At 39.4% G+C, this 26900-nt stretch carries 28 protein-coding genes and 1 riboswitch; of the genes, 8 read left to right on the forward strand and 20 right to left on the reverse strand.

Annotated features, from left to right (window positions below; translation table 11 throughout):
* Positions 1-21 precede the first annotated feature (21 nt).
* The 4 genes from Q5794_RS20280 to Q5794_RS20295 all read right to left on the reverse strand — a co-directional run bounded on the left by Q5794_RS20280 (position 22) and on the right by Q5794_RS20295 (position 3877).
* The gene (locus Q5794_RS20280) at positions 22-1248 is read right to left on the reverse strand and encodes a DUF819 family protein (protein WP_214984513.1); all 1227 of its coding nucleotides are present in this window, start codon (positions 1246-1248) and stop codon (positions 22-24) included.
* 433 nt (positions 1249-1681) lie between these two features.
* Positions 1682-2221: a TetR/AcrR family transcriptional regulator gene (locus tag Q5794_RS20285; protein WP_214984512.1), complete on the reverse strand. Its 540-nt coding sequence runs from the start codon at positions 2219-2221 to the stop codon at positions 1682-1684.
* Positions 2222-2342: 121 nt separating this feature from the next.
* A complete protein-coding gene (locus Q5794_RS20290) occupies positions 2343-2981 on the reverse strand; it encodes a hypothetical protein (RefSeq protein WP_214984511.1) in 639 nt (212 codons plus the stop codon).
* Positions 2978-3877 carry a LysR family transcriptional regulator gene (locus Q5794_RS20295; protein ID WP_374988386.1) on the reverse strand — a complete coding sequence of 300 codons (900 nt, stop codon included), beginning with the start codon at positions 3875-3877 and terminating at the stop codon, positions 2978-2980. The genes Q5794_RS20290 and Q5794_RS20295 overlap by 4 nt, the downstream gene beginning before the upstream one ends.
* 155 nt (positions 3878-4032) lie before the next feature.
* On the opposite strand from Q5794_RS20295, the gene Q5794_RS20300 reads away from it, so the two are divergent.
* Complete coding sequence (locus Q5794_RS20300; RefSeq protein WP_192996442.1) at positions 4033-4782, forward strand: sulfite exporter TauE/SafE family protein; 750 nt, start codon at positions 4033-4035, stop codon at positions 4780-4782.
* Between the two features lie 21 nt (positions 4783-4803).
* Here Q5794_RS20300 and Q5794_RS20305 read toward each other — a convergent pair whose 3' ends face one another.
* Positions 4804-5298 carry a GNAT family N-acetyltransferase gene (locus Q5794_RS20305; RefSeq protein WP_374988387.1) on the reverse strand — a complete coding sequence of 165 codons (495 nt, stop codon included), beginning with the start codon at positions 5296-5298 and terminating at the stop codon, positions 4804-4806.
* Between the two features lie 67 nt (positions 5299-5365).
* Positions 5366-6007, reverse strand: coding sequence for an NAD(P)-dependent oxidoreductase (locus tag Q5794_RS20310; protein WP_374988388.1), 642 nt, complete (start codon positions 6005-6007; stop codon positions 5366-5368).
* Positions 6008-6180: 173 nt separating this feature from the next.
* Here Q5794_RS20310 and Q5794_RS20315 point away from each other — a divergent pair, with 173 nt between their 5' ends.
* The gene (locus Q5794_RS20315; protein ID WP_165351655.1) at positions 6181-6354 is read left to right on the forward strand and encodes a hypothetical protein; all 174 of its coding nucleotides are present in this window, start codon (positions 6181-6183) and stop codon (positions 6352-6354) included.
* Between the two features lie 52 nt (positions 6355-6406).
* On the opposite strand, the gene Q5794_RS20320 is transcribed toward Q5794_RS20315, so the two are convergent.
* The gene (locus tag Q5794_RS20320; protein WP_013058646.1) at positions 6407-7069 is read right to left on the reverse strand and encodes an MgtC/SapB family protein; all 663 of its coding nucleotides are present in this window, start codon (positions 7067-7069) and stop codon (positions 6407-6409) included.
* A 111-nt stretch (positions 7070-7180) separates the two neighbouring features.
* On the opposite strand from Q5794_RS20320, the gene Q5794_RS20325 reads away from it, so the two are divergent.
* Both Q5794_RS20325 and Q5794_RS20330 read left to right on the forward strand, forming a co-directional pair.
* Positions 7181-7990, forward strand: a complete 810-nt coding sequence (locus tag Q5794_RS20325; RefSeq protein WP_129704217.1) for a bifunctional 2-polyprenyl-6-hydroxyphenol methylase/3-demethylubiquinol 3-O-methyltransferase UbiG — start codon at positions 7181-7183, stop codon at positions 7988-7990.
* A 43-nt stretch (positions 7991-8033) separates the two neighbouring features.
* Positions 8034-8753, forward strand: a complete 720-nt coding sequence (locus tag Q5794_RS20330; RefSeq protein WP_214984507.1) for a poly-gamma-glutamate hydrolase family protein — start codon at positions 8034-8036, stop codon at positions 8751-8753.
* A gap of 51 nt (positions 8754-8804) precedes the next feature.
* On the opposite strand, the gene Q5794_RS20335 is transcribed toward Q5794_RS20330, so the two are convergent.
* Both Q5794_RS20335 and Q5794_RS20340 read right to left on the reverse strand, forming a co-directional pair.
* Entirely contained in the window at positions 8805-9353 is a 549-nt protein-coding gene (locus tag Q5794_RS20335) for a hypothetical protein (protein WP_251033885.1), read from the reverse strand.
* A complete protein-coding gene (locus Q5794_RS20340; protein ID WP_192996434.1) occupies positions 9337-10746 on the reverse strand; it encodes a PLP-dependent aminotransferase family protein in 1410 nt (469 codons plus the stop codon). The genes Q5794_RS20335 and Q5794_RS20340 overlap by 17 nt, the downstream gene beginning before the upstream one ends.
* A gap of 112 nt (positions 10747-10858) precedes the next feature.
* Here Q5794_RS20340 and Q5794_RS20345 point away from each other — a divergent pair, with 112 nt between their 5' ends.
* A complete protein-coding gene (locus Q5794_RS20345) occupies positions 10859-11257 on the forward strand; it encodes a GNAT family N-acetyltransferase (protein WP_164796292.1) in 399 nt (132 codons plus the stop codon).
* A 233-nt stretch (positions 11258-11490) separates the two neighbouring features.
* Positions 11491-13584 (forward strand): cytoplasmic protein, encoded by a 2094-nt coding sequence (locus Q5794_RS20350; RefSeq protein ID WP_374988389.1) that lies wholly within the window; start codon positions 11491-11493, stop codon positions 13582-13584.
* Between the two features lie 94 nt (positions 13585-13678).
* On the opposite strand, the gene Q5794_RS20355 is transcribed toward Q5794_RS20350, so the two are convergent.
* The 4 genes from Q5794_RS20355 to Q5794_RS20370 all read right to left on the reverse strand — a co-directional run bounded on the left by Q5794_RS20355 (position 13679) and on the right by Q5794_RS20370 (position 17272).
* Positions 13679-14835 (reverse strand): IS3 family transposase gene (locus Q5794_RS20355; protein WP_328261356.1). Its coding sequence is split into 2 segments (ribosomal slippage): positions 13679-14565 and positions 14565-14835, totalling 1158 coding nucleotides; the frame shifts between segments, so codons are not numbered across the junction.
* Positions 14836-14950: 115 nt separating this feature from the next.
* Complete coding sequence (gene alaP, locus Q5794_RS20360; protein ID WP_164796294.1) at positions 14951-16354, reverse strand: alanine permease AlaP; 1404 nt, start codon at positions 16352-16354, stop codon at positions 14951-14953.
* Positions 16355-16669: 315 nt separating this feature from the next.
* Positions 16670-16828 carry a DUF1540 domain-containing protein gene (locus Q5794_RS20365; RefSeq protein WP_016765258.1) on the reverse strand — a complete coding sequence of 53 codons (159 nt, stop codon included), beginning with the start codon at positions 16826-16828 and terminating at the stop codon, positions 16670-16672.
* A 105-nt stretch (positions 16829-16933) separates the two neighbouring features.
* Positions 16934-17272 (reverse strand): hypothetical protein, encoded by a 339-nt coding sequence (locus Q5794_RS20370; protein ID WP_374988390.1) that lies wholly within the window; start codon positions 17270-17272, stop codon positions 16934-16936.
* A gap of 69 nt (positions 17273-17341) precedes the next feature.
* A riboswitch (SAM riboswitch) is annotated at positions 17342-17443 on the reverse strand.
* 121 nt (positions 17444-17564) lie between these two features.
* Between Q5794_RS20370 and Q5794_RS20375 the strand changes: the two genes are divergently transcribed.
* The gene (locus tag Q5794_RS20375; RefSeq protein WP_214984505.1) at positions 17565-17861 is read left to right on the forward strand and encodes a hypothetical protein; all 297 of its coding nucleotides are present in this window, start codon (positions 17565-17567) and stop codon (positions 17859-17861) included.
* Between the two features lie 12 nt (positions 17862-17873).
* Here Q5794_RS20375 and Q5794_RS20380 read toward each other — a convergent pair whose 3' ends face one another.
* From Q5794_RS20380 to Q5794_RS20405, 6 genes are all read right to left on the reverse strand, one after another.
* Positions 17874-18320 carry a GNAT family N-acetyltransferase gene (locus Q5794_RS20380; RefSeq protein WP_268587614.1) on the reverse strand — a complete coding sequence of 149 codons (447 nt, stop codon included), beginning with the start codon at positions 18318-18320 and terminating at the stop codon, positions 17874-17876.
* A gap of 335 nt (positions 18321-18655) precedes the next feature.
* Positions 18656-19096 carry a hypothetical protein gene (locus Q5794_RS20385; RefSeq protein ID WP_192996425.1) on the reverse strand — a complete coding sequence of 147 codons (441 nt, stop codon included), beginning with the start codon at positions 19094-19096 and terminating at the stop codon, positions 18656-18658.
* A gap of 110 nt (positions 19097-19206) precedes the next feature.
* Complete coding sequence (locus tag Q5794_RS20390; RefSeq protein ID WP_192996423.1) at positions 19207-20196, reverse strand: glycosyltransferase family 2 protein; 990 nt, start codon at positions 20194-20196, stop codon at positions 19207-19209.
* Between the two features lie 12 nt (positions 20197-20208).
* Positions 20209-21894 (reverse strand): DUF6044 family protein, encoded by a 1686-nt coding sequence (locus Q5794_RS20395; protein WP_192996421.1) that lies wholly within the window; start codon positions 21892-21894, stop codon positions 20209-20211.
* 37 nt (positions 21895-21931) lie between these two features.
* Entirely contained in the window at positions 21932-22354 is a 423-nt protein-coding gene (locus Q5794_RS20400) for a GtrA family protein (RefSeq protein WP_057237367.1), read from the reverse strand.
* 158 nt (positions 22355-22512) lie between these two features.
* Positions 22513-23838, reverse strand: coding sequence for a metallophosphoesterase (locus Q5794_RS20405; RefSeq protein ID WP_214984501.1), 1326 nt, complete (start codon positions 23836-23838; stop codon positions 22513-22515).
* Between the two features lie 221 nt (positions 23839-24059).
* Between Q5794_RS20405 and Q5794_RS20410 the strand changes: the two genes are divergently transcribed.
* The gene (locus Q5794_RS20410) at positions 24060-25445 is read left to right on the forward strand and encodes a protoporphyrinogen oxidase (protein WP_374988391.1); all 1386 of its coding nucleotides are present in this window, start codon (positions 24060-24062) and stop codon (positions 25443-25445) included.
* A 474-nt stretch (positions 25446-25919) separates the two neighbouring features.
* Here the strand turns inward: Q5794_RS20410 and Q5794_RS20415 are convergent, their stop codons facing one another.
* Positions 25920-26771, reverse strand: coding sequence for a VOC family protein (locus Q5794_RS20415; RefSeq protein WP_374988392.1), 852 nt, complete (start codon positions 26769-26771; stop codon positions 25920-25922).
* Between the last annotated feature and the right edge of the window lie 129 nt (positions 26772-26900).

Genomic DNA, 26900 nt, shown 5'->3' on the forward strand with positions numbered 1-26900 from the left:
TCAGAGGAGGGGTTTTTTTATTTAAAATGTTAAGTACCAATAGCCAAGTGCAAAGCCGATATAGTTACCAATAATATAGCCAAGCGTTCCTACTACCAAGATAGGACCAACCAAACTTCCCCATCCTTTAGCAATCGCCATTGCACTTGCTGTCGTAGGTCCCCCTACCGTTGCATTGCTCGCCAGTAAAATATGTTCTAAATCAATTTTAAATACTTTTCCTAAAAGCAGCCCCACTATTAAATTACTCAGTCCCACAATGAGCACAAATAGAATCAAAAGAGGTGCTTTTTCAACAATTAATGGAATGGACGCCGGCACTCCAATGACAACAAAGAAAATATAAATGAAGTACGTGCCGATTTCTTGGCTTCCGCTAATGTTTTTAAAATAAGAAGGAAACAGATAAATGACAAGAAACGTAAGTGTGGAAAGCAATAAGTATTTTTCGCTCAAAATAGTATGTAATAACATTTGAACTACCGAAACATTTGAACCGGTTGGAATGATTGTTCCAAACCATTCGGCTAATTTAAACGATGCAACCACTAGAAAAAATGATGTACCAATTGAAGCCGCCACGTCTTTTAACGAAATTTCTTTTTTTGCCCAATATTTTTCTGCAAGCGTATGACGATCATTTTCTCCATATTGCCCAGCCTCTACTTCTTGAATATGAGGCGTCTTAAAATGTTTCCTAAAAAACTTCATAGAAGGAACAAACATATACACGGCAAACAGTAAAGCCATGACCATATTATCAGCAACCACCGTCGCCGAAACCATTTGACTTGATGGTTCAAATTTGGCCGTAACGGTAGCAAAGTTAACCCCTCCGCCTACATAAGAAGCGCCGATAGCAGCTGCAATTTTTGCTAGTTCAGGAATATAATCTTTTAATAACAAGAAGCCTCCCGTGCTCCCTATGACCGTTCCTACTGCACAGATTAAGAAAATAAAAAGCAGTTTCCGGCTTTCTTGAAATAATTCTTTCATATTGACTTGAAATAACAATAATGGAATGGCAAGCGGTACTAGATACGCCCAAACCGCATCATAAACCGGAGACTCTGTTGGAATGATTTTTAAATTTGATAGGATAAGCGCTCCTGCTAGCGCGATAATAGCTCCTGACAGAAAAGAAGCCCACTTATACTTTTGTTCGAGAAAAATACTAACAGAAGCCCAAATCGCTAGAATTCCCCATAGTGCCCACGTATCATCAGCTTGAATAATAGTAAAAATCACAAGCTACTCCTTTCTTTCTCTTTTCAAGAAATAGAATTTCCAGAAAATATACTTTTAAATTTTATCAATATATGCCAAATTCCGTCAATCTATAAAAAAGAGTCGAGGACAAAGTAGTCTAGTTAAAGTGAAACAAGAACTATCTATCACAAAGGATGAATAGTTCTTGTTTTTTTATGATTATGGTGAACGTAGGTTTTATGTAGGTAGCTACTTCTAGCTGTTGATTGGAGGACAAGGCGAAGACTCCTGCGGGCAAAACGGCACAGATGAGACGCCTCAGGAACAAAAGCGACGATGAGGCTCAGCGGCCTCCCGCGGAAAGCGAAGCCTTGCACAGAAATCAACAGCGGTGTCACAAGCAGTCCAGATCATGTATCCCGATTGTTAGTCTTTAGATTAGATTCATTTTGTGATGTTCCAGCCTCACTTTTTATTTACGAACAAGAACTGGAATCTGCTGCTGAATCTGCTGCAAAGGAGCGCTTGTTTTCTCTGTTAACGAACGCAAGATTCCTCCTTCGATCATACAGTTAATCACAACTGCAAGCTCTCCTGCCTGCTTCTCTTGAAATCCGCTCTCTATCATTTTTTCTCTAAAAAGTTTTTCCCAATCTTGAAACGCTGCGTAGCAGACTTCGCGCAGCGGCTCATTAATAAGCGCCGTTTCTCCAGCCAGCAGTCCAACAGGCATACCAGCAATACTTTCTTCGTGTTCAAACTGCTTGGACAATTCTTCAATAAAATACTGAATAGCCTGCGCTGCGTCAGAAGATTTATTTAGACTTTCTTTAATTTGAACTTGGACGTATTTATTCGTATATTGAACAGCGTGAATCGCCAGTTCTTCTTTCCCTTTTGGCGACCCACTCTCTTTAATAATTTGATTTAATCCTGTTGCATGATAGCCTTGCAGCTGAAAACGCCGCGATGCTGTTTCTAAAATCTTATCGCGCGCATTTGCTTTCTTCACAAAACGATGCCTCCCCTATATAATAAGTGGTTTCTATAACACTACTTATTATATAAGGAAATGAAATTTTTGTCAAAATAAAGTGAATATTTTACCATTTATTTTTTCTTTTTTTCATTTCTTATGACCTAATAATTGTTTTTCTCACTTCTTCCGCTAACGGTTGAAGAGGCGTAATAATACGGTCGCTTACCTCCGCCGCCGCTTCTACCATCGAGAGCTGCGCCACTGAAACAACAGTGTTATGCTCTTTTATTAGCTCATGTAAGACATGTTTCACCTTCTGTTTATATTTCTCTAGGTTTCCAGTCATTACTAGTTCAAAAGCACCTTCTATCACAACAGGGCGAACCTTTATCTTTACATTTTGATAAAATGCAAATTCGTCTAGGCGCTTCATTGTTCCTTCTACGGTCTCCGGATTTGTAAACACGATAAGCTGCGGTTCTTCTATTTCACATATTCGGCGAAAATAAGGCTCATCGATTTTAATAATTGGAACATCGCTTGTAAATGCTTCTGGTAAAAGAGCAATGTAATTCGTACACGTAAGTAAAATGGCATCCGCTGAACATTCTTCCATCCACTTTAACTGCTTTTCTACTTTTGCAGCTGCTGACTCCGCTGCAAACTTAGGGTCGGTTGTTACCCGATGTACAAGTCCAGGGTCTACGAAATGCATACAGTTCGCAAACGGCAGCGCTTTTTCTATATAAGAGATGTTCGAATGATGAGCGTGCAGGCAAGCAATTTTCTTCATCGTTTTCCTCCTGTATGATGGTCTTTGAAATACTGAATTAAAAATTCCTGGAACTTTTTCGCAACAGGAGTTAAATATTTATCCTTGTTCCACGCGATCCCAATTACCCTTGAAGCTGTGTCTTCTTTGAGCTTTATTTTTTTTATGCCTCGCAAGTCCACTCCCTTTATTTCAGGAAGCATGGCAACCCCTAAATGAGCCGCTACAAAACCAATCACCGTTAAAAATTCTTCTCCTTCAAACGTAATATTTGGGGCAATCTCGGCTTCTTCAAACAGCTGATCAAAAATTGTTCGGCTTCCGTATCCTTTTTTTAACGCGATAAACGATTCATGAGCCAACTCTGAAATCGAAAGCACTTGTCTTGAGGCAAAAGAATGCGTATCAGGGACATACGCGTACAGCTCGTCTTTCCATAAATATTCCCACTGAATTCCTGCCCTCGATTCCGTTACGGAAGACATACAAAAATCAATTTCCCCTGTTTGAAGCTGATCGAGCATGATGTTCGTAGCGTTCTCAAAAATTTGAAATTGAACGTTCGGATACTCTTGTAAAAAAGCATGAACTAGTTTTGGGACGGAGGAAGCGCCTAATGATTTTAAAAAAGCAAACGAAATACTGCCGCGGTGAGGGTGGATTAAATCTGAAAGCTCACGTTTAGCCTCTTCCATTTCGTTTAATACTTTAGCCGTTCGTTCATAAAAAAGCCGTCCGTATCGATTTAAAATGACTTGTCTTCCTTTTCGTTCAAATAGCGGCACGCCAAGCTCTGATTCTAATTTAGAAATTGAGCGGCTGAGCGTAGGCTGTGCGATTGATAATTTTTCTGCGGCCTTTGTGAAATGTTCCGTTTGAGCTACAACATTAAAATATTCGAGCTGCTGCCATTCCATTTTTTCACATCCTTTACTTATTACATAATACTATTAATTTCATATAAATTATACATTGGACGTCATAAAAAATTCATGTTTAAATGAAGAACGTAGCACTTGCCGAAAATGTTATGTGTCTGCATAGAATAAGTGTTGAAAGAAGGAATTAGTTTATGGATGTTTCAATTGTTTTAACAATGTTAGCCGTCGGACTGATCTTAGGATTTGTCGGAGCAGGCGGATCAGGTTTTATTATTTCAATTTTAACGTTGCTGTACGGCGTATCTGTACACGTTGCACTCGCAACGGCTCTTACCGCAATGATTTTCTCTTCTTTATCTGGCGCCGTCAGTCATTACCGCGAAGGTAACGTATCTTTAAAATCCGGTATCTCTGTTGGTATCCTCGGTGCATTAGGCGCTTGGATTGGGTCTAACCTTTCATCCTTTATCCCAGAAGGCGAGCTTAAATGGCTAACAGCCGGCATGCTTTTATTATCTGGTGTATTGCTTTGGCTGCGTATGTTTTTATTTTCCCGTCAGCAAAAAGAACGTACTGTTCCAACAGGAGCTAAATTTGTCGTCTACTCTTTACTAATTGGCTTAATTACCGGCGCTCTGTCAGGAATGTTTGGAATTGGATCAACTCCATTTATCCAGCTTGGTCTTATGATGGTGTTAGGCTTGTCTATTCGTCAGTCGGCCGGAACCACAATGCTCGTTATTATTCCGATTGCCATCGGCGGAGGAATGGGCTATTATCAGCAGGGCTTTTTAGATATTCCGCTGTTGATCCAAGTAGTAGTCGGCACAATGGTTGGTTCATATATTGGAGCAAAATTTACAAATCGCGTACCTGCTCCCGTATTAAAAACGTCCCTTGTAGCGCTGCCTGTTTGCTCTAGCTTCCTACTTGTTATATAAGAAAAAAGCTTGAACTCTTGTTCAAGCTTTTTTTATGTCCATCTGATAAACAAACTGCTTTCCTTGGCTTCCAAAGATATGCCGGTTTGTATCCACAAAGCCGCTTCGGATGTACAGGTGCTGCGCAGTCGTATTTTTATAGTTCACCCCTAGCACCACTTTATTTTTAGTCGGAAAGTGATGGTTGATAAAAGAAGGAAGAAGTTTCAATGACTTTTTGCCAACTCCCTTTCCTTGATAATCAGGATGAATGGAATACGACCGTATTAAAAGCGTGCCGGAGCTCTCGGTATATTCTTTAACGGCTTCCCCTGCGTCGAGCACGAAAAAGCCGGCTAGTTTGTTTTCTGCCAAAATCAAAACAGGCGTTCTGTCCTTTTCCTGCTCACACTTAGCTAAAGCTTCAGCGGGAAGTGCCGTATAAATGAGCTGCTCTTCAGGCAGCGTATAGCTATGTATAGATGACTCGTAGGCTTCACTATAAAACGTTAGTGCTACGTTTGCTGTATTACCCATTCTATACCTTACTCCTTTTTCCATAGTATAACATGCACAAAAAAAGCCGCATAAAGCGGCTTTTCCTTTATCTAGCGTCGGATACAACGGTAAAGCATTCGTTTACATGCTCTCCTCGCTCAATCTCATCAATGACAGCAATAGCATAATCAGCATAGCTGACATGGCTGTTTCCTTCTGAGTTTAAAATAACATGATCTTTTCCTGTTTTATACGCATCCGTTCGTTTTCCTGAAGGATTAAAAAATGCTGCCGGGCTAATAAACGTCCAATTAATATCGCTTGTACTTTCTAAGTCTTTTAAATTTTGAGCTTGGTTGTCAGCTGTCGCTTTATACTCTTTTGGAAAATCAGGCGTATCTGCTAGACGCGTCGTTTTCTCTTCATCGACAAACAAACTGCCTGCTCCTCCTACAACAAGAAGACGAACGTCCGGAGCTTGTTTAAATACATGGATTAACGATTGCCCCGCTTCTACATGTAGATGTTCTTTTCCTTCAGGAGCTCCAAACGCATTCACTACTGCGTCGAAACCTTCAATATCGTTTGCCGTAATATCAAAGATGTCTTTTTCCAATGTACGAACATCCTTTTCTTCTACTTTGCCCGCATCACGTACAATTGCTGTTACGTCATGCCCGCGATTTAAAGCCTCTTTCACGATAAAACTTCCTGCTTTTCCTGTAGCACCTACCACTCCAATTTTCATTTTATAACCTCCAGTAAAATTCTCTATACTTAGTAGTAGCCTCTTTTTGCTCTGCTAAAACACGACAAAACGGTTTAAGCAAGATAGAGAACAAATAAAGAGACTGGATCAAAAGTATTTTAGTTGAAGGAAGATCCTAACGTAGGTTTTATATATGCAGGTACTTCTAGCGGTTGATTGGAGGGCAAGGCGAAGACTCCTGCGGGAAAAGCGGAACAGGTGAGACCCCGCAGGAGCGCAAGCGACGAGGAGGTTCACCAGCCGCTCGCGGAAAGCCTTGCACGGAAATCAACTGCGGTGTACTAAACGATCCATACTGGCCCCTTTATCCATTTGTTCGACTTTAGACTAATTTAGTTATGCCTTAATCTCTTTGACAAAAAATAAATAAATAAGTGCTTATTCAATTTCAATAAATAACACGTGAGCCATAGAATGAATTGATTTAATCAATTCTACTTTATTCCCTTTCTTTTTTGCTTTTCCTTTTATTTCAACAAAATAGAGCAGTTCACCTTGATGATGATCTCGGTGAATTTCATAGGATGAAATCATAATATTTTCCCTTTCAATCTTATCAAGGAGCTCATAAATATCCTCTTGATTCGCTGCACGAAACTTAATTAAAATGGAATGAGTAGAAAGAGATGTAAACATCACGTTCAATATTTCTAAGCCAATCAGCACCAATATAGTTGCACTAATGCCGACTGTATACATACCCGCCCCAATGGTTAAACCAATTCCCGACGTTGCCCATACGCCTGCGGCTGTTGTGAGCCCTCTAATATGCTGCTTTTGGATAATAATCATACCTGCTCCTAAAAAACCAATACCGCTTACTACTTGTGCTGCAACCCGGCTCGGATCAAGGGCCATATGATCTTGATGAAGCACATCTGAAAAGCCATATTTCGAAATTAGCATAATCAGCGTGCTACCGACAGCAACTAAAAAATGAGTTCGAAAGCCCGCTTCTTTTGCTCTAAATTCTCTTTCTAATCCAACCAAAGCTCCTAACAGACCTGATAGGGCTAGACGACTAATAAAAGCTGCGGTCATTTTTCCCCCTCCTTTCCCTTCATCTTCATTTTTTCATAAACGCACCTATTAACTATTTCTATTTTTGTTATAATTTACTATAACTAATTTTTGAAGTGGAGGCTAATCAAAGTGGATAAAATTATCGATTATTACAGCAGATTTGATGAGTGGGGAAGATTAGAACGCGAGCCTATTGAGTTTCAAGTAAACTGGCATTTTATCAAAAAACACCTTCCTCCCAGCGGACATATCTTAGATAACGGTGCTGGACCTGGAAGATATGCCTTAAAACTAGCAGAAAACGGCTACGAATTAACTCTAACTGATTTGACGCCTCATTTAGTTCAAACAGCTAAGGAAAAGGCTTTAGAACGGCAAGTATACAATGCATTTCGTGACTTTCACGTGGCAGATGCTCGGAACCTTCAATGTTGCCTGGATGAACAATTTCATGCAGCACTGATGCTTGGACCAATGTATCATTTGCAGAAGAAACAAGATCGCATTCAAGCTGTCCGAGAGCTGTATCGAGTCACAAAGCCAGGCGGAACTGTCTTTATTTCGTTTATGCCCCGTGTTCAGCACGTCATTTCTTCTTTAACATCCCCGGAGAGTTTAAGACCAAACAACACGGCAAAAGCGCTTCATGATTTCTATGAATCTGGCTGTTTTGATCATGCCGAAGAAGGACGATTTACTCACGTTTATTACACTAAAATTGAGGATATTATTCCTTTTTTAGCGAACCATGGATTCCAATGTGTTGAGCTAATTGCCTCTAACGTTGCTTCATCAGTTAATTCAAAGGAGTGGACGTACTGGCAGGAAACTTCTTCTGAAGAAATGAACAGCATCGTTCAGCTCCTTATTCAACAAGCATCAAGTTCTTATCACCTTGGACTGTCTTCTCATTTACTCTATATCGGGCGAAAACACTAATAATCACCTCTATTTATCATAGGATAAATAGAGGTGATTATTAATGAACCGTTTATTCAAATGGAGTACGAGCACTTTGCTATGTTTAATGTACTGCTTTTTGATTCCCCTTCCCTCTTATGCAAGCGGTGACTCTTACTCTTCCTATGCAGAACTGCAGCAGCACGAGATTCTCCATCAAGACTATGATATTCGCTACGAACAGCGCTTTAGCTACCTATCCATTATGGCCATTCACGGCGGAGGAATTGAACCGGGCACATCAGAAGTCGCCAAAGAACTAGCCGATCGCTTTTCCGCTTCTTATTATTTATTCGAAGGCATCAAGTCCACTAACAACGGAGTTCTGCACATAACCTCAGAAGACTTTGACGAACCGATTGCTAGAGGGATGGCTCAGCAAAGTATGTCCGTTTTGACGATTCACGGCTACAGCGGCAGCCAGCCTATCGTATATGTAGGCGGAAAAAATCAGCTTTATAAAGAGCTGGTGAAGCAAGCGCTAGGCAGAAACGGCTTTATCGTCCGTGACGCCCCTTCTAACATAGCGGGAACAAGCGAGCAAAATATTGTGAACGATAACCTGTTACAAGCCGGAGTGCAGCTTGAACTAACAGCTGAACTAAGAAAATCATTTTTCGCAAACCATGACTGGTCAAGAAACAACCGCATGAATGTGACGCCGCTTTTTTATACATTCGTATCTGCCTTACAAAAAGCCTCTTCTTCCTATCAAACTTTCCTTTACCTACAAATCCATTAATTTTCAAAAATTCTCGATTTCCAGACAAAAAAGCCAGCGCAGTCTGTGTAGTCAAACGCGCTGGTTCTTATCTATTTCTCCCGCTAAAATAGACCGTTTAAATCTTTTCTGCTCAAAAAACTCCTTAATTTCACTTGGACTTTGATAAGAAAGCCTAATCACGTAGTAGTTAATATATTCAAGCCAAGCAAACGCGTAAAGGCCCAGAAAAAAAGCAAGCCCGTTAATCCCTAACTGCACACAGTGATACACGAGTACACCTAAACCTGACGTAAGAAGAATTTTATTCATTTTTTTAAAAAGCAGAAACAATTGAATGTATCTGGAGGGCAAATGAGAATCTTCTTTTCTCCTCACTCGCTTCCATTTCATAAACCAGTACAAGCTTCCTTGAAACAAGATAAACTCAAGTATGATAAAAGCATACACACTAGAAAATGTTGTTAAGTAAAAACCTAAGTGAGAAAACTCATTTAAGTACCCTATCCACAGCGCAGCAAACACTAAAGCAGCCGTAAGCTCTCCTGTCCATAAGCCAAATAATTTCCGCTTTACTTTCGTAGAAATCCCCCCAGCGTATCTCTCAATCCTGCTGTTCAAACCAAGCTTTAAACAGCAGGTTTACACCTGTTTTTATTTCTTCATCAGACAGTCCGGCAAATCCAAGCAATACATAAGGCGTGGTGTTGTCATCGGCACTATGATAATAAATAGCCGTTGGATAAATCGTTACCCCTTGCTTGGCAGCTGCTTCTATTAGTTTCTGTTCACTCATTCCATTTTTTACTTTAAGAAGAATATGCAATCCAGAATATTCTCCAATAACATCTACACGTTCTCCCATAGTAGCAGTCAAGCAATCTAGCAGCAGCGCTTGTTTCTTGCGGTATGCTGTTCTCATTTTATTCAAGTGACGTTCCCAATGCCCTTCTTTCATAAACAGAAAAAGCGTATGCTGATGAAACCTTGAAACAGGCTGTTTAAAAAGTCCACAGTGCTTCACATAGCTTGGAAGAAGGCGGTGTGGCAACACGGCATAACTTATTCGAAGAGAAGGCATCAACGACTTTGAAAACGTTCCTGTATAAATAACGCGATCGTCTTGATCTAATCCTTGAAGCGCCGGAATCGGTTTTCCTTTGTAGCGAAATTCTCCGTCATAGTCATCTTCTATAATATAGCCATTCGTTTCTGCCGCCCACTCTAGTAGTTCAAGTCTTCTTGCTATCGGCATGACCATACCAATGGGAAATTGATGAGACGGCGTAATGTACACCGCATTCGCTCCGCTTTCTTTCAGTTCCTTCACTTTCAAGCCAGAATCATCAAGAGAAATAGGGAGCACCGACATACCTTGTTCTTGAAAAACGTGCCTCGTTCGGTGAAAACCTGGATTTTCGAATCCAATTATTTTTTCTTTCCCCAAGGTGACAGAAAGCAGCCACATGAGGTACTGTGTACCTGCACCTATTACAATTTGCTCCGCTGTGCAGCGCACTCCTCTCGAGTGGTAAAGGTACGCTGCAATTTCTTGGCGAAGAAGCAGTTCGCCCTGCGGATGTCCGCTGTAAAAAAGCTGGCTTTCACCATGATAAATAGCTTGCACCGTTAGCTTTTTCCACGTATTATACGGAAATTTTTCCACATCTATCTTTCCGTGGCTAAAATCAATAGCAGTCGATTTCGGTTCTTCTTGCGGTAAAGAGACATAAACAGGAGGCAGTTCTTGAAGCACGACTTCATTTTTTATCTCTTTTACAAATGCTCCTTTCCTGGCTAGTATCTCGATATAGCCTTCAGCTTCTAACTGTACATAAGCCGCTTCAACCGTATTTTGGCTAATGCTTAAATGAAGAGCTAGCTTTCGTTTGGAAGGCAGTTTTTCATGAGGCGGAATGGTACCTTTTTGAATTTGTTTCTTTATGTAAGTGTAAAGCTGCATGTACAAGGGATCTGTTTTTCTTTTATCAAGCAAAGGCATTAACTCTAACATGGTGTTCGTTCCTTTCTAACTGATACTATTAAAATTACTGTTTCTGACACTTACTCTCCATTCAGTTTCTTTATACACTGGACTATATCTTATCCCCCAAGGAGATGACACAATGACCATTATTTATAAAACTAATGTCTTAATCCGTGCAGAACAAGCCGCTGAAGTATTTGTACATTCAGGTATTAAACGTCCTGTACAAGACCTTGATCGAATTCAAAGAATGCTTGATCATGCTTCTCTTACTATTACCGCTTGGAACGAAAGCGAACTCATTGGCATAGCCAGAGCGTTGACAGATTTTAGCTACTGCTGCTATTTATCAGATTTAGCGGTCGTAAAAGACTATCAAAAGCAAGGAATCGGTACACAGCTAATCAAACACGTTCAATCAGAAATCGGCGAAGAAACCGCGCTGATTTTACTTTCCGCTCCTTCTGCTATGAACTACTATCCCAAAGTCGGCTTTCATCAAATTGATAATGGGTTTAAAATTGGGAGAATTCGATAGGTAAAAAAGACAAAAAACTTCCTGCCCTACGAAACTATTATTATTTTACATCTTTTCAATATGATGGTACAATATTCAAAGATTAAGGCTATGATACTTCTTCCTTCTCATCCAACTGTTAGAATTTAGAGGTATCCCTTTCCTTAATCCATTAACCTAACTATACATATATTCAAAGTCAGGAAGCACAGCGCCTGGCTTTTTCTGTGCAAATCATACATGGTGGTGTTTGAATGAAAAACGATATTTTTTTAAGAAGACAATCTAAAGTAATTATAAAGCAAGGATCAGATATATTAGCCCCTGCTTATGTAGCTTCCATGTTAAAAAACATTGAGGCATTAGGATTTACAGCTTCAGCTCCTTTAATTGATCGGTTACTCACTCTTTCGTTCTACGAATTTATGTCTTTTTATGAGCAGCTTCTCTTATCTTTAAAAAGACTTGTTGGCGCTCATGTCAAATATAAACCGATGTATCCTAACTTTCCATACGAAGTCATGCAAGCGTCCGAAGCAGAACTATACATAAATGCCGTGGTTCACTATCTGACTGGGATTTTACCAAACAGTGAAAAACAAGATGTTTTTCCACTGTTAGATACTACAGATTTGCGGATTATTGACCTCGGAACGGATGAAGAATTCGGCCTTATGATGCGTCAATTAATTGGTGCCAATACCTCATTATCGCAAACGGATCGAGCAGAAATCGAATGGTCTCTTGTCAATTTACATGCATTAGACCTACTTCCAGAAGTCATTCCTCAAAAAGAAAATGCTGCATTTGTTAGCTCAGTTTTAATTAAAACAAAAAAACTACCTATTGATGTCTTGTCTTCTTATTTTAAAACAGCAACAGACGTTTTACGTTTGGCAACCGCTTTATCTGATGGCGATATTAGCCTTTCATCACCCACTTTATTTAAGAAGTTTAGTCGTTTTGAACGTCGAAGCTTGTTGCAGCTGCTAGAAAGCACTTCAAACGTAGAAGAAGATATGTTTCGTTATAAATTAAAGTGGATTCGTTTAGGTGAAATTTTACATCCTGGGGAATACAAACATCGATTTCCTCACGCTGCTAAAGGATTCGATGCTGTTCGAAATCATAAAAAACCATTGACCTTCTATAGTAAAGTAGAGAAAGCACTCGAGCAACAAGACGTCTCAAAAGCAGTTTCACTTTTAGAAAAACGTCCAGGTGACTTTGCTAGACGAATTGACCATTTACTGCGCTTGTCTACTGGGGAACAAGAAGCAGCTTCTATTATTACAGCATTTGCAACGGTCGCTCATCATGTCTCTACGCCAGTACTACTTCAGCTCTATTCTCATATGAAGCATCGACATCATAAACAAGATATGCGCGTAGTGTTTCCGAAAGGGAATGTGTCCAAAGTAATGGCGCTTGATAATCCCTTACCTTCTCTTCGTAAGGATCTTTGTGAAGGTGTAATAAATGCATGCAAAGATGCTTTACATGACCGTTTTGCCAAGTTGCCACCTCTTGGAAATGTATGGGTTGATGAACGTTTGCATGAACAAACTATACCATTTTCACAGCGTTCAAGCAGCAAAACGTTAAAAACGATTAGCCGCGGCAGTAAATTAACAATACCTGAAGGCGACACGCTTCGTTTTTTCATTTGGTGGAAAGAAGGCTTTGTAAATGGTAAACACACCGGTAGTGTAGATATTGATTTATCTGCCGGAATTTACGATGGAAACTGGCTGTATAAAGAGCATATTTCCTATACAAACTTATCTTCAAAAAGCTTCAAAGCTTTCCACAGCGGAGATATTACATCTGCCCCTAAGGGAGCATGTGAATTTATTGACTTGCATATCCCTACTGTTCTAAAAAAAGGCGGCCGTTATGTATTAATGAACATTTATTCATTTTCCGTTCAATCTTTTGTTATGCTTCCCGAATGCTTTGGAGGATGGATGATGAGACAGTACGTAGAGTCCGGTGAAATATTCGAGCCTTCTACTGTACAAAGTAAAGTAGATCTTGCTAGTGATTCCACCATCTCCATCCCTTTAATTTTTGATTTACAAGAGCGAAAATTAATCTGGACGGATATTTCGCTGCATCATCATGTTGAATTTCAAAATAATCTTGAACAAAACAATGGATCTGTCTCTCTTATGGGAAAAGCCATGACAAAGCTGTTGAAGCCAACGCTTTATGATCTTTTTTCATTTCACGCACAAGCTAGAGGAACACTTGTCCATGACAAACAAAAAGCTGACACTATTTATTCGCTTGATGAAGGTATTACTCCTTATGATATTGAAACAATTATTGAAACCTACCTAAACTAATTATTTATAGGAAATTAAGAACAAATAAAATAAAAGAAAAGACCTCTTTCCAAGGGACTGACCCCTGATTTCGAGACAGGGATCAAAACACCTTTTAAACAGCCAGTTGTCGGTATTGTACCGGTGACTGGTTGTTTAGTTTCGTTTGAATACGGATATGGTTATAATAAGTAATGTAGCTTTCGACAGTTTGTTCTACGATGGCAGTCGTAGTACATGTTAACTCGTCGAGGTAAAACGTTTCAGACTTTAGGCTGGAATGAAACGATTCAATGGAGGCATTATCTGCAGGTGTCCCTTTGCGGGACATACTCATGATGATGCCTCTTTCTTTGACTTTTCGTTGATACGCATATGATGTGTAAACCGAACCTTGGTCGCTATGCAACGTACATCCCTGAGGTAAAGAAGGGAGTTGACTTAATGTATCTAAAACAAACTCTACGTTTTGACAATCACTCACTGAATACGCAATGATTTCGCCATTAAATAAATCTTGAATACTTGAAAGGTACAACTGTTTAGGTCCAAAAGGCAAGTAGGTAATATCGGTAACCAGCTTTTGAAGAGGGCGCTCTGCTCGGAAATTACGGTTTAACACGTTTTCTGCAACCTGATAAGGTTGTCCTGTTTGTTTCCGTTTCTTCCTTTTAACTCGGCATTGCCAACCGTATTTCTGCATGACACGCTGCACTGTTTTATGGTTGATATGCATGGTTTGATTGAGTAACGCTGTAATTTTTCGATAGCCATATCGAAATTTATGTTTACGGCACTGTTCACCAACTTTTCCTTCTATCCATTTCTTTCTCTTTGTTTCTTCTCCTTGCTCATTTTTCTGCCAACGATAATAAGTTGATCGAGGAATACCCAGACACTGACAGATTTGAGAGATAGGCAGTTTCTCTTTTAATTCTTCTACTAAGTTCAATACAACTTCTGGTACCACTCCCTTTCCAACTCTTTGTACTTTTTTAAGACTTCAATCTGTTGTTTTAAATATCGATTTTCAGCTTCTAACTTTGATGGAGTATCTTGAGAATGAGCCCCTTTTCGAGGGGTGTATGTTTGCCCAACGGGCTGTGCCAGGCGATAGGATTCTCCATTTCTATGCCACCTCATCCATGTTTTGAGCTGTGTATAGTTGCGGATCTGTAAAGTTTCCATAACTTCTTTAATTGGTACTCCTGCCAATCTCATTTCAATTGCTTTTAATTTCACTTCTACTGGATAGCTAACTCTTCTTCCCATAGAAAAAACACCTCCAAGTTATTGTTAGGTACTACATACCCGTTTTTTACTTAAAGGTGTTTTTTTTATTTGTCTCACTCTATGGGGTCAGTCCCCAAGAAAGAGGTCTTTTCTTTTATTTGACTAGCTTTTGCTCAGCTGCAGCTGAACCTTGACTTCGTTTATGAAATCCTTTTGCGTAGTACGCGATAATAAGACCGATAAACCATAATGGTCCGATGACAACTGCAATTCTTGTATCTGGATTATATGCCATCAAAACCACCACCAGCGCTAGGAACGCAAGTGACACATAAGATGTTAACGGAAATAAAGGCATTTTATATTTCAGCTTTGCCTCTTCACCTTTTTTTAACGTTTTGCGATACTTAATTTGAGAAAGCAAAATAATTCCCCATGTCCAAATCGCACCGAATGTTGCAATGCTTGTTACCCACGTAAATACTTTGGCAGGTACAATGTAGTTTAACGCTACTCCGACTAATAGCGCACCCGCTGATGCTAAAACAGCTTTTCCCGGTACGCCGCCTTTTGTAAGCTGGCCGTATCCTTTTGGCGCTTCTCCGTGTTCTGCTAAGTTAAACAGCATACGGCCTGTACTAAAAATACCGCTGTTACAAGAAGAAAGAGCTGCTGTTAGCACGACAAAGTTAATAATACCAGCCGCCGCTGGAATGCCGATTTTTTCAAATGTTAATACAAAAGGGCTTCCCTGTGAACCGATTTCTTGCCACGGATAAATCGACATAATGACAAATAACGCACCGACGTAGAAAATAAGAATACGCCAAAAGACAGAATCAATCGCTCTTGCTAGAGATTTTTCCGGATTTTTCACTTCTCCCGCGGTAACGCCGATCATTTCAATTCCTAAATACGCAAACATGACCATTTGCAGCGACAGCAAAATACCTTTGAATCCGTTCGGGAACAGTCCGCCATTGTCCCACAAGTTTTTGATACCAGTCGCAACGCCGCCGTTGCCGATTCCAAACACAATCATTAATAATCCAACGGCAATCATTAACACAATCGCTAAAATTTTAATAAGTGCAAACCAAAATTCCAGTTCACCATATGCCTTAACAGCTAAGAAGTTAACCGTTGTCATGATGACAAGCGCCGATAAAGCCCAAATCCAGTTTGGTACATCCGGATACCAATACCCCATATAAATACCAACGGCTGTAATTTCAGCCATACATGTTACAACCCATAAAAACCAGTAGTTCCAACCTGTTAAATAACCAGCAAGCGGCCCTAAATAGTCGCGCGCGTACTTACTGAATGAACCTGCAACAGGTTTTTGAATCGCCATTTCTCCAAGTGCTCTCATAATAAAAAACATAATCATTCCGCTAAATCCGTACGCCAATAATATTCCTGGCCCTGCTAATTTAATAGCAGATGCAGATCCAAGAAACAGCCCTACCCCTATGGCTGCTCCTAAGGACATCAGCGTCACATGTCTTTCTTCTAACCCGCGTTTCAATTCTTTCCCCTGAGTTTTCCCCTGCATAAACGTCTCCCCTTTTTCCAATCTGTCAAAACGAGATGAACACATCCTTTTTGTTAGCGCTTTCATATAAGTTTGTGCTAAAAGACAGCTAGGCTGTATATTTGTATTCTATCACCTTTCTCTCACTTTTATTTTGTCGAAAAACAAAAAAATATCTTATCATTTTGTTTAAACGCACAATTAGACATGGGCACTGCTTTTTTAATATGTATTTATTATTGCACCTAAGTAATAATATTTTTAAAAAATAGAAAAACGCCGACTCAACTCCGTCAGCGCATCGTTCATTTTATGCTTTTTTATAAAAACTAGCATTTATCTCGCGGGTTCAAAAGTTTTACAGCCAGGTTCTTCCGTTTCAGAAACATGGTGACTACTTTCAGGACTCACAACGTAAATGGACTCTGCACTGCATTTATTTCCGGATTTCCAATACATGCACTCATTCACTTCACATAATACACCTTGGGCCACGATTATCCCTCCTTTTCTTGTCTTATCTATTTACTACCCGAAATATAGCGCTTCTAACATTCACACGCAATAAAAAAGATCCGCTTGTTTATCAAGCGGATCTTTTTATTGCGTGTGTTCAACATACTGTTTTTTAGATAAATATAACTCACGGCTCAGCGTGATCCGCCGTTCTCTCAAGCGGCTTAATTTAGCCTGAAATTGTTCGTTAGTTGGTTCTTCTTGAATCAAGCGATACGTAAAAGAAATATCTTCATTTAACTGTTTAAAATCTTCCCATATCTCTTGAACGAGTGCGGATTGTTTGTCTTCAAATGATCGATTTTGCCTCGTTTTTAGGACCGCTAAAATTTCCTGCTGCCACGTTTCGTCTTTTATTTCTTTGGCTAATAAGTATAGATCTAAATAATCATCAGTGCTTAACGCTGTTTGTCTATTGTTCAATGTCCTCACCTTTCCTATACGAAATGTTTCTTCCTAAGAAGAGGATTTCATCATAGAAAAAGATTCCTCTTCTTATCTGTCAGAGCTAGGCTATGCTGGAATTAGCACCATTCAATAATTGTGGTTGCTGAGGCTTCAAAGGGCCAGTCCCTCCACCTCTCTAGATAAGAATATTCCGTTTTTAAATTATTTCTGACTATTCTAATATGTTTTATAGGTTACGTCAATAGCTTTTCAATAAAAAGAAAAAAGAAGTAAAATATGGTATGCTTTCATAAAGGATGGTGAGCACATGAAACGATATCTGTTATCTGCTTTTTTGGGAAGCTTGCTGCTGCTTCTTACTGTTGCTTTTTCATCTACTTTCCATATTGCAATTGTCAAAACAACGGGAAGCATTGGAGGGATTATTTTAGCAGCAGCGGCTTTGATTATGAACGCACTTGAAGATCCCCCCTCCTCAGACAATAGAGGTGGAGGAGCCGTTGAAGTACTAGATAAAGGCGCTGTTTGGGCTACTTATTTACTTTTACTTTCATTACCGAACCTCATCGCATGTATAACATCTTATGTTTTATGGACTCGCTGACATTCATCAACGTTACGGACGTTTTACCACTTGGAAGCTCATTGATATTTGTTTATCTACAAATCCAAGTTCACGATACACATGCTGTGCAAAATTCCCAGCATGAACGCTGAGTCTGATTTCAGGGTACCCTTTAATAGACAATTCATCAATTGCTTTTTGCATTAACGGCTTGGCTAAACCTTGCCCGCGGTATTCCGGTACAACATATAATTCGTAGATAAAGCCAATTTCTTCTTTTGAAAAGAAGTCGGTAGATGCGCCGATAAGAATCCAGCCTGCGAGTTTATTTTCTTGTCTTGAAACTAAATAATAACAGCCTTTTTCAAGGGCACTACCAACTAGTTCATTTACGCGTTCAGCTGACGGATGAAACTGCTTCATTGTTCCTTCAAACAGCGCATCAGCAGATTTCGTCCGAATTTCCTGTAATTCTTCTTCAGTAGCTTTTGCAATCATTATGGATCTCTCCTTTCGTGTTCGTTTTCTACATGCACGGATGAATTCCTGCAAAAAAAGATCTGGGACATAACTACATCAATCCACTCGAAAGACGAACAAATGGGATACATGATCTGAACCGCTTGTTACACCGCTGTCGATTTCCGTGCCAGACTTCGCTTTCCGCGGGAGTCTTAGCCTTGCCCTACAATCAACAGCTAGAAGCCACTACATACATGAAATCTACGTTCACCATAACCATAAAAAATCCGAACGAATTGAATTCTCCATCAAGAATCTCGATTCATCGTTCGGATTTCCCTTCAATAAAACTACTTTTGCCCCAGCCTCTTTTATTTAAATTCAAAATTCTCTTGATGATTACCTTGTTCGTCCGTCCAGTTAATCATAATGTCTAAACCTGCCGCTTTTCCAGGAACAGCAAAATTCGCATAGCGAAAACGCTGACCGCTTTTGCTTAAGCTAGACCTTTCAATAGGAGAAAACAAGCTGTATTTCGCCTTATTTTTTCCCTCATGCCGAAAAGCTTGGACCTGCACGCGCTCTACGTCTTTTCCAATGTTTTCAACGGTTAACCCATATGTATGATAGACGTTATTTTTCCACTTTAGCTGATTCTCTCCCGTCATACTCGCTTTTGTCAGTTCAACCGACCATTGTTCAGATGATTTCTTCATTGGAAGCTTCTCAATCGAAAGAGCGCTGACATGAATGGCTGCAAAAGCAAGCCAGACAAAACAAAAAGTGCTGACTGTATAAAATAGTCTTTTCATAGATTTTGATCTCCTTAGAAATTTTAGTAGTAGCATTTCCTGTTCACTTAAAAATTATGATAAACGCTTTAACAAAAAAAGGCCTCCCCATTTAGGAGAAGCTTCTTAAATTAATGCATAAGCAAATCTTTTTGTTTGTCTAATGAGTGTTTTGTATATAAATCTCTTTCAATCGCATATTTAGGACGCTGTTTCACTTCGTTAAAAATCTTGCCAATGTATTCTCCGACAAGACCCATCCCCATTAGCTGCAGGCCGCCTACAAGCCAAATCGATAAAATAAGAGACGTCCAGCCGATTTGCGTATGATCTAAATATTTTTGAATCAGCGCATAAATACCAAACGCAATACTAAAGAGAAAAGAAGCTCCTCCAAGCAGCGTCAATAAGCGTATCGGCGCTACGCTAAAAGATGTAATCCCGTCGAATGCAAAAGCAAGCATTTTCTTTAACGGATATTTTGATTCGCCCGCCGTCCGTTCTTTGCGGTCATATGTGACTTCCGCGGAGCGAAATCCTACTAATGGTACAAGGCCTCGTAAAAAGACGTTTCCTTCTTTATATTTCATGAGTTCGCCAAGAGCACGTTTGCTCATGAGGCGAAAATCAGCGTGATTTTGAACGAGCTGAATTCCTAGCTTATTCATAAAACGGTAAAACCCTACTGCCGTGGTTCGTTTAAAAAATGTATCGGTTTCTCTGCTGTCTCGAACACCATATACGACTTCATACCCGAGCCAATATTTCTCCACAAAAGTACGAATGACACTGATATCATCTTGCAAATCTGCGTCAATGGAAATGACGCAGTCAGATTGCTTATGGGCTGCTTCTAGTCCTGCGAGCAAAGCATTTTGATGTCCTACATTTCGCGCTAGCTTTAACCCTTTTACAAACAAATTGCTGCAGCTTTCTTTTTCAATAAGCGACCACGTGCTGTCTTTGCTTCCATCGTCTACAAACAAAATGGTACTTTCACTTGATACAAGACGTTCATTTATCAGTTCTTTTACTACAGCAGTTAATTGAAAAGATGTTTCTGTGAATACTTCTTCTTCGTTGTAACATGGAACAACAATCGTTAAAATAGGTCTGTTCATGTTATTGCCCCCTTACTTTGCTTCATATACATACACTTTCCAAGCGGACTGTTTATCGTTAAACGCTTTTAAAAAGTGCAAACCGTCACTTTCAGCATTTTCGATTGGCACAGCTGAAAAGATATAGCGACCGCCCATTTTTTTAAATTGGCTGATATTAAGCTGCAAATGACGGATTTTTTTCGTTGAGTCTTTTCGATAATCATATTTTTTCCCTAGCTCGCTAACAAACACATAGCAGCGGTTGCCCCAGTGATCATAGTAACTTTCTAACTTTTTATTTTTATTAAGCTCTTTGGCAATGATTTTGCGAAACTTATGTTTATACGTTAACGGATAGAAGTTGTTATACGTATCTAGCGTATAAAAGCCGTTATACTGAGCAATGGATGGATGAAGCCCTATGCTTGCTACGCGATAAGATGATTTAGGTTTTCCAATATACCTGCTGATTTCATCGAATTGATGGACAGCATAAAATTCTTTGACTGACGGCTCGTGATTGTAGCGATAATAAAGCTCAGGATTCGCTATAAATAATACAAGCAGCTGTAAAACCAAACACACCCACACAAACTTTTTCCACGCTTTGCCCCGTTTCCATAAAACATAGCCGCCAACTGCAAACATCAAATAAATAATGAGCGGACGTAAAAAATGAAATCTAGCAAAGTTAAACGTATTTAAAAGCTGAAATTTTTCTTTTAGCGGCTCCCATCCTTTATAAAACCAAAACGCATACCAAATCGACAGTAGTAGATTAAGAACAAATAACTGCAAAAACGTTTTTTCAAGCTTTCCTTTCTGATTGCGAGCGACAATCCACAGTACAATAAAAGAAAGCGGTAAAATGACAAAGGTATGAAGCGTCATTACATGTGTATGCCCAAGCGTATAGTTCTTCAAAGCAAGGCGAATGGAATGTCCGAAACTTAGAGTAGAGCTTAAAAATTCATTTCGACTCGTCGGGGCCTCCGGAAATAAAAGAGAATCAACCAGCCGGTATTCAATGAGCAGAAAGACAGCGGTCATCGCTGCAATACTGCTTAAAAAAGGCATATTCCACGATCGTTTTTTTACTGCATCTCTTAGCCATAGCAGCCCCATCGCTGCTAAAAAGAAGAAAAACCCTAGCACAAAGCTCGCGTAAAACGGAAGCAATAAAAGAGTAAGCCATTCCTTCCACGTTCCTTCGCGGTTTCGAATGGTTAAAAACGCCCACAGCGCCAGCGGCTGTCCTAATGTACTCAGCATGCCCGAAGGCCAAAAAGGAGTAAGTGCAAAAGCAAGCGATACAAGCACTCGAATCGCATAAGCATCCTTGCTTTTGATAAAATGCTTTTTTAATAATAAGTACATTCCAATTAAAGCAAATACGCGCGTGATCGTTTGACTCAGGCTGTATGCAAGCATGGTCGGGAATAAACCATACAGCCACTGAATACCGCTAAATTCTGTTCCAAACGTATTCCTCGGCAATCCGTTAATAATTTGAGGTAATACGGCATGACTGGAGCCAAACAGCTCTCCGCTTCGATGCAGAACTTTATACCACGTAATATTTGAGTCTAAATTATCGTGCACGCGTATATGTGAATTTTCCCCGAGCAAAAACATAGGAGATACATACGCAAGCAGCAAAAGGAAAGCGATAATAAGCAATGTTTTTTCTTTATTCATAGCTGTTTCTTTCTTCATCTGTTAACACCTATTTCCATTTTATAATTGCTAGAAGCTAATCGTGTATGACGACTGCTTCTTTTTTTGCATTGAATACAAAGTATTTTTGACCCGTATAATTTAAAAGCGTATACAGCCCTGTTCCAATTAATATACCGACGTCTTTTTTGAACGGACGCACAGCAGCAGGAAGTTGGTGCAATAACCAGCTGGAGAACTGCAGTCCAATATAGTAAGACAAGCCGTAGCAAACGCCAATAACCAAAATAAAACGCAGTATGCTTGTAGATAAATGAACTCCGCTTTTAAACGTAAATATTCGATTTAATACGTAGCTAACGACTGCCCCCGCTGCGTTGCCCAAAAACGTTGCTGCCCAGTAATGATGAAAAATATGAAGCAGCACATACATAATGGAGAGACCTACTCCTGTATTGACCAGCCCTACTACTAAAAAACGTACAAAAGATCCTTTCATACAAACTCCTTTTGATTTTGATACTTTCATGAAAATTACATATTATTACTTTAAATACAGTTTCAGTGTAGCAACTCCACTTAAAAATCTAATGAAAATAACATTAAAAACAGATGAAAAAAAGCTAAAAGAATCAATAAAAATCAGGGTTCTTTTAGCTATTTAGTAGAACCTTCAATGATTAATTTTTGGTCGCTTTGATTGTCAAACGCATCCACTGCCGCTACTTCTATTTGATACGCAGTATGAGGCTGCAAACCTGATAACGGGAGACTTAAAACGTCTGGAACAGGATCGCTGTAATATTGAGAAAATGCATTATATGTTTTGACCACTTCTCCAGTTTCTTTATTTTTGACGGTAATGCGATAAGAATGAACCATCAGATTATCCACCGCTTGCGTAAACTGGATATAAAGCTGATTCGATGAAGCTTTTTCTTGTATAACAGAAATAGTAGAGCTTGGAAGAAAAATCGGTTTTACTAAATCTCGTTCATTCGTGTAGTGAAATTTTTTTGTATTTGCAGGTATGTCAATTTCCCACGCTTCTCCCGTCCACTTATTTGCGTGAAAATCCCGCCTTTTAACGACTACTTTTCGATTATAAACCTCTACGAGAAGACCTTGACTCACGTCTCGGTAGCCAGGAGGAAGTTCACCTTGTAAATATCCAGCACCAGGCCATATATACCGAACAGAAGACGTTGCAAGAGATGTAAAATCTCTTTGAAAAATAGTACGAGGATCGTCCAACGGATGGTGGGTATGACCAGAAAATGTAATGACTTGGGGATAAGGTTTTAACGTATTGTAAAGAAGCTGTTCATTCACTTCTATCCCCCATCTGTTTTTCCCGTACAGTGTATTGTTAATAGGCTGATGAATAAAGACAAAAATCGGGTTTTTAGGATCGTCTCGCTTTGCTATCTTCAGCTGTTCAGCAAGCCAGTTAATTTGTTTGACTGAATAATCACCGGCGGTCAGACGGCTTTCTGTTCCAAGCATGATAAAATGATATCCTTTTATCACTTGATGAAAATAAAGAGCTTTCATTTTAGTTTTAGATAAAAAACGCTGCTGCGCTTGCTGATTAGTTACGCTGTCCCGGTATTCATGATTACCAATCGTAAAAAGAGATACGGCCTGCGGCTGTTTATTTTGATTATAAATAGAAAAAAAGCGGTCGTATTCTTTTAACGCGCCGGTATCAGCCAAATCTCCTACTACTACAAAGGCATCTTGTTTCGGTGCCTGTTCATTTAATTGCGTTAATGAATGTTGAAAAGTACGCAAATCAAGCGTTCCTGTTTCCTTAATATGAACATCACTAATCACAGGAAAAACTAGCTTTGGTTCGATGTATCCGCTTCGTCCGCTCTTCTCTTCGGCTCGTACGTTTAAGGTAATACCGCATATAAGAACACTTATTAATACTAAAGCGAGCCAGTCTTTTTTCAGCGTTTCCATAAAACCGCCGAGCATGATGCTTCCTCCTTTCTTCACTGCTGCGTCTCAGTCATTTTCTCTACGTGTATGAGCTTTTATTTTATGTAATTTCAAAATATCTAATCGTATAGTTTCAATATTTCTTTTCGTGTTTGCACACACTATGTTCACAATCAATTCATTACACTTTTCCTAGTCATAATGGTATGATTTTCGTATATTACAGACTAATTGTTGAAAATGTAGGAGTGAATACTTTGAAAACGGTCGCTGTTATTGGAGGAGGAATTACGGGCTTAACCACTCTGTACTATTTGCAGAAATTAAAACGAGAACGTAATCTCCCGCTTAAATTATTATTACTAGAGAAACATGTCCATCTAGGAGGGAAAATCAATACGCGTGAAGCTGGGGAATTTATTATGGAAACAGGGGCGGATTCTATTGTAGCTCGAAAAGAAAACGTTATGCCCCTGCTAGAAGAGCTGTACTTAACAAACGATTTAGTATATAACGAAACGGGCAAATCGTTTATTTACTCTGCTAATGAGCTGCTTCCAATTCCTGAAGATACCATGTTCGGTATTCCAACAAGCGTGGAATCTCTTTTTAAAAGCGAGCTGATTTCTTCAAAAGCTAAAATTACAGCTTTAAAAGACTTAATTACTAAAAATACAACGTTTACGAAAGACAGCTCAATTGGACTCTTTTTAAAACATTTTTTAGGAGAAGAGCTAGTAGAAAAGCAAATTGCACCTATTTTATCGGGCGTCTACTCTGGCGATTTAGACAAACTCACGATTTCTTCGACTCTCCCGTATCTGCTCGACTATAAAAACACGTACGGCAGCATCATCAAAGGAATGGGCGCCAATGAAAAAAAATTTAAAACGGCAGGAAATAAAAAATTCATTTCGTTTAAACAAGGTTTATCAACGATTATTCACCGCTTAGAAGAAGAGCTTTCTGATGTAACGATTTTAAAAGATACGCCAACCACCAGCATAAAACGGAACGGTGAACGCTACCAAATCAGTACGCCGGGGCAAGCCCATTCAGCGGATTACGTGGTGTTAGCTACACCGCACACGGCTGCTCAGCACCTGTTGAACGATCCCGAATTAAACGAAGACTTTGAGCAGTTAAAAGATTCTTCTCTGATTAGCGTGTACATCGGCTATGACGTTCCAGACGAATACCTTCCCGCTGAAGGCACCGGGTTTATTGCCTCTCAATCAAGCAACTTAATCGCCAATGCCTGCACGTGGACGAGCAAAAAATGGGCTCACACCTCTAAGCGAGGGAATTTGTTAGTTCGCTTATTTTATAAAAGCACGAGTCACCACTTTGACAGCCTGCGGACGATGTCAAAAGCAGAGCTGCTAGCAGTGGCACAAAAGGACATTGAAAACAGCTTAGGGATCAAAGAGCAGCTCATTGAAAGCGACGTAACCAATTGGGATAAATTGATGCCTACCTATCACCTTAAACACGGTGAACTTGTACGCAGCTTGACTCAAAAATTGCATGACAAGCACCCCGCTATTACATTAGCCGGCTGTTCTTACTATGGAGTAGGCATTGCAGCGTGTATAACAAACGGCAAACAAACGGCTGAAGCTATCTCTCAACAGTTGACTTAAAAAAAGTTTGAAAACAATAAAAGGCCTGAAAATAAATATATTATTTTCAGGCCTTTTATTACCTTTTCGTTAGCATATAAAGCTACTTTCATTACTATTAACAACTCTTTTATCGCTTTTCTTTTTGCAAAGCAGCAGTAGCAAACAATACAAGATAGCGCTCGTCTGAAGTTAATCTAAGCCAATGTTTCACTTTATATCTCACAGGTTTCCGCTCCCTTCCTTCAAGGTTTTATATGAAAAGACTTTATATAAAGATTCAATAACAATAAGAAATGATGCTTGATATGTATTTTATTCCCACGCCCGCTTATTTACAAACTTTTTTAAACGTATGACTCTTCGTTTATTTCCCTGAAAATAACACCGTTTTCGCCATTATCATCTTACTATTTGAGAAAAAAGTGTACATTTCTTTCCTATTTTGACGAACATTGCGATAAATAAAAGCTGCCAATTGCGGCAGCTTTTATGTTAAAGGACTAATCTAATTATATTGCCTGATGGATCTTTTGTGATGAAATCTTGGTTTTCTTTAGACACAGCTGCTCCGATTTCACGAAGCTTATTTATTGCCTGCTCCCTTTCTTCTTCAGCTGGAAAAACAAGTGTAAATGACTCTAAACCAACGCTGCTTTCAAGAGGACTAGGCGCTCCAATTCCATTCCAAACGTTTAGTCCGATGTGATGGTGATAGCGCCCAGTTGAAATAAACAATGCTTGATTATGGTAATTGCTCACAACCTCAAAACCTAATCCATTTCGATAAAAGTTTTCCGTTTGCCCTAATTCAGAAACGTGAAGATGAATATGTCCCATTAAGGTAGCTGAAGGTAATCCTGTCCATGGTTTACCGTTTCCTTCAGCTAATATCGCTTCTGCATCTAAAGGTTTTGTAGCCATTACTACTTCACTGTCATTCCATTCCCATGTACTTGACGGACGATCTCGATAAATCTCTATGCCGTTTCCATCTGGATCTGCCAAGTACAGCGCTTCGCTCACTAGATGATCAGACGCCCCTTGAAGCGGATAACCGCTATTTAACAAATGCTGCAGTATACTTCCTAAATCAGAACGAGTCGGCAACAATAGAGCAAAATGATATAAGCCTGTTGTACGAGTCTGTTTTGCTGTAACGTTTTCCGGCTGTTCAATCGATAACAGCGCGGTGCGTCCATCAGCTGTTAACAGAGCTTTGTTCTCTTTTCTCCCTAAAAGTTTAAACCCGATTATTTGCTGATAAAAAGCAAGTGAACGCTCTAAATTTTCTACTTTTAAATTTACTTTCCCAACAAATACATGAGGTGCACGGTGAAAATTCATGATTATTTCTCCTTTTGAATATATCATTTTTTAATCAACTTACTTTATGTAACTTATTATATTTTTATAACTTTATTTCGTCAAGTTATTTATTTTACTATCATAACTTAAAGCTTATATCACTGCACA

The organism is Priestia megaterium, from assembly GCF_041941685.1.
In the GTDB taxonomy this organism is placed as follows: domain Bacteria; phylum Bacillota; class Bacilli; order Bacillales; family Bacillaceae_H; genus Priestia; species Priestia megaterium_C.

Coding starts and splice junctions, on each gene's coding strand:
- Q5794_RS20305 (WP_374988387.1), bottom strand. CDS start 5,298: ATGGGTAATACAGCAAACGTAGCACTAACGTTTTATAGTGAAGCCTAC.
- Q5794_RS20345 (WP_164796292.1), top strand. CDS start 10,859: ATGACCATTATTTATAAAACTAATGTCTTAATCCGTGCAGAACAAGCC.
- Q5794_RS20290 (WP_214984511.1), bottom strand. CDS start 2,981: ATGAAGAAAATTGCTTGCCTGCACGCTCATCATTCGAACATCTCTTAT.
- Q5794_RS20350 (WP_374988389.1), top strand. CDS start 11,491: ATGAAAAACGATATTTTTTTAAGAAGACAATCTAAAGTAATTATAAAG.
- Q5794_RS20300 (WP_192996442.1), top strand. CDS start 4,033: ATGGATGTTTCAATTGTTTTAACAATGTTAGCCGTCGGACTGATCTTA.
- alaP (WP_164796294.1), bottom strand. CDS start 16,354: ATGCAGGGGAAAACTCAGGGGAAAGAATTGAAACGCGGGTTAGAAGAA.
- Q5794_RS20330 (WP_214984507.1), top strand. CDS start 8,034: ATGAACCGTTTATTCAAATGGAGTACGAGCACTTTGCTATGTTTAATG.
- Q5794_RS20395 (WP_192996421.1), bottom strand. CDS start 21,894: ATGAAGAAAGAAACAGCTATGAATAAAGAAAAAACATTGCTTATTATC.
- Q5794_RS20310 (WP_374988388.1), bottom strand. CDS start 6,007: ATGAAAATTGGAGTGGTAGGTGCTACAGGAAAAGCAGGAAGTTTTATC.
- Q5794_RS20415 (WP_374988392.1), bottom strand. CDS start 26,771: ATGAATTTTCACCGTGCACCTCATGTATTTGTTGGGAAAGTAAATTTA.
- Q5794_RS20405 (WP_214984501.1), bottom strand. CDS start 23,838: ATGCTCGGCGGTTTTATGGAAACGCTGAAAAAAGACTGGCTCGCTTTA.
- Q5794_RS20390 (WP_192996423.1), bottom strand. CDS start 20,196: ATGAACAGACCTATTTTAACGATTGTTGTTCCATGTTACAACGAAGAA.
- Q5794_RS20380 (WP_268587614.1), bottom strand. CDS start 18,320: ATGATTGCAAAAGCTACTGAAGAAGAATTACAGGAAATTCGGACGAAA.
- Q5794_RS20385 (WP_192996425.1), bottom strand. CDS start 19,096: ATGAAAAGACTATTTTATACAGTCAGCACTTTTTGTTTTGTCTGGCTT.
- Q5794_RS20340 (WP_192996434.1), bottom strand. CDS start 10,746: ATGTTAGAGTTAATGCCTTTGCTTGATAAAAGAAAAACAGATCCCTTG.
- Q5794_RS20400 (WP_057237367.1), bottom strand. CDS start 22,354: ATGAAAGGATCTTTTGTACGTTTTTTAGTAGTAGGGCTGGTCAATACA.
- Q5794_RS20320 (WP_013058646.1), bottom strand. CDS start 7,069: ATGACCGCAGCTTTTATTAGTCGTCTAGCCCTATCAGGTCTGTTAGGA.
- Q5794_RS20375 (WP_214984505.1), top strand. CDS start 17,565: ATGAAACGATATCTGTTATCTGCTTTTTTGGGAAGCTTGCTGCTGCTT.
- Q5794_RS20295 (WP_374988386.1), bottom strand. CDS start 3,877: ATGGAATGGCAGCAGCTCGAATATTTTAATGTTGTAGCTCAAACGGAA.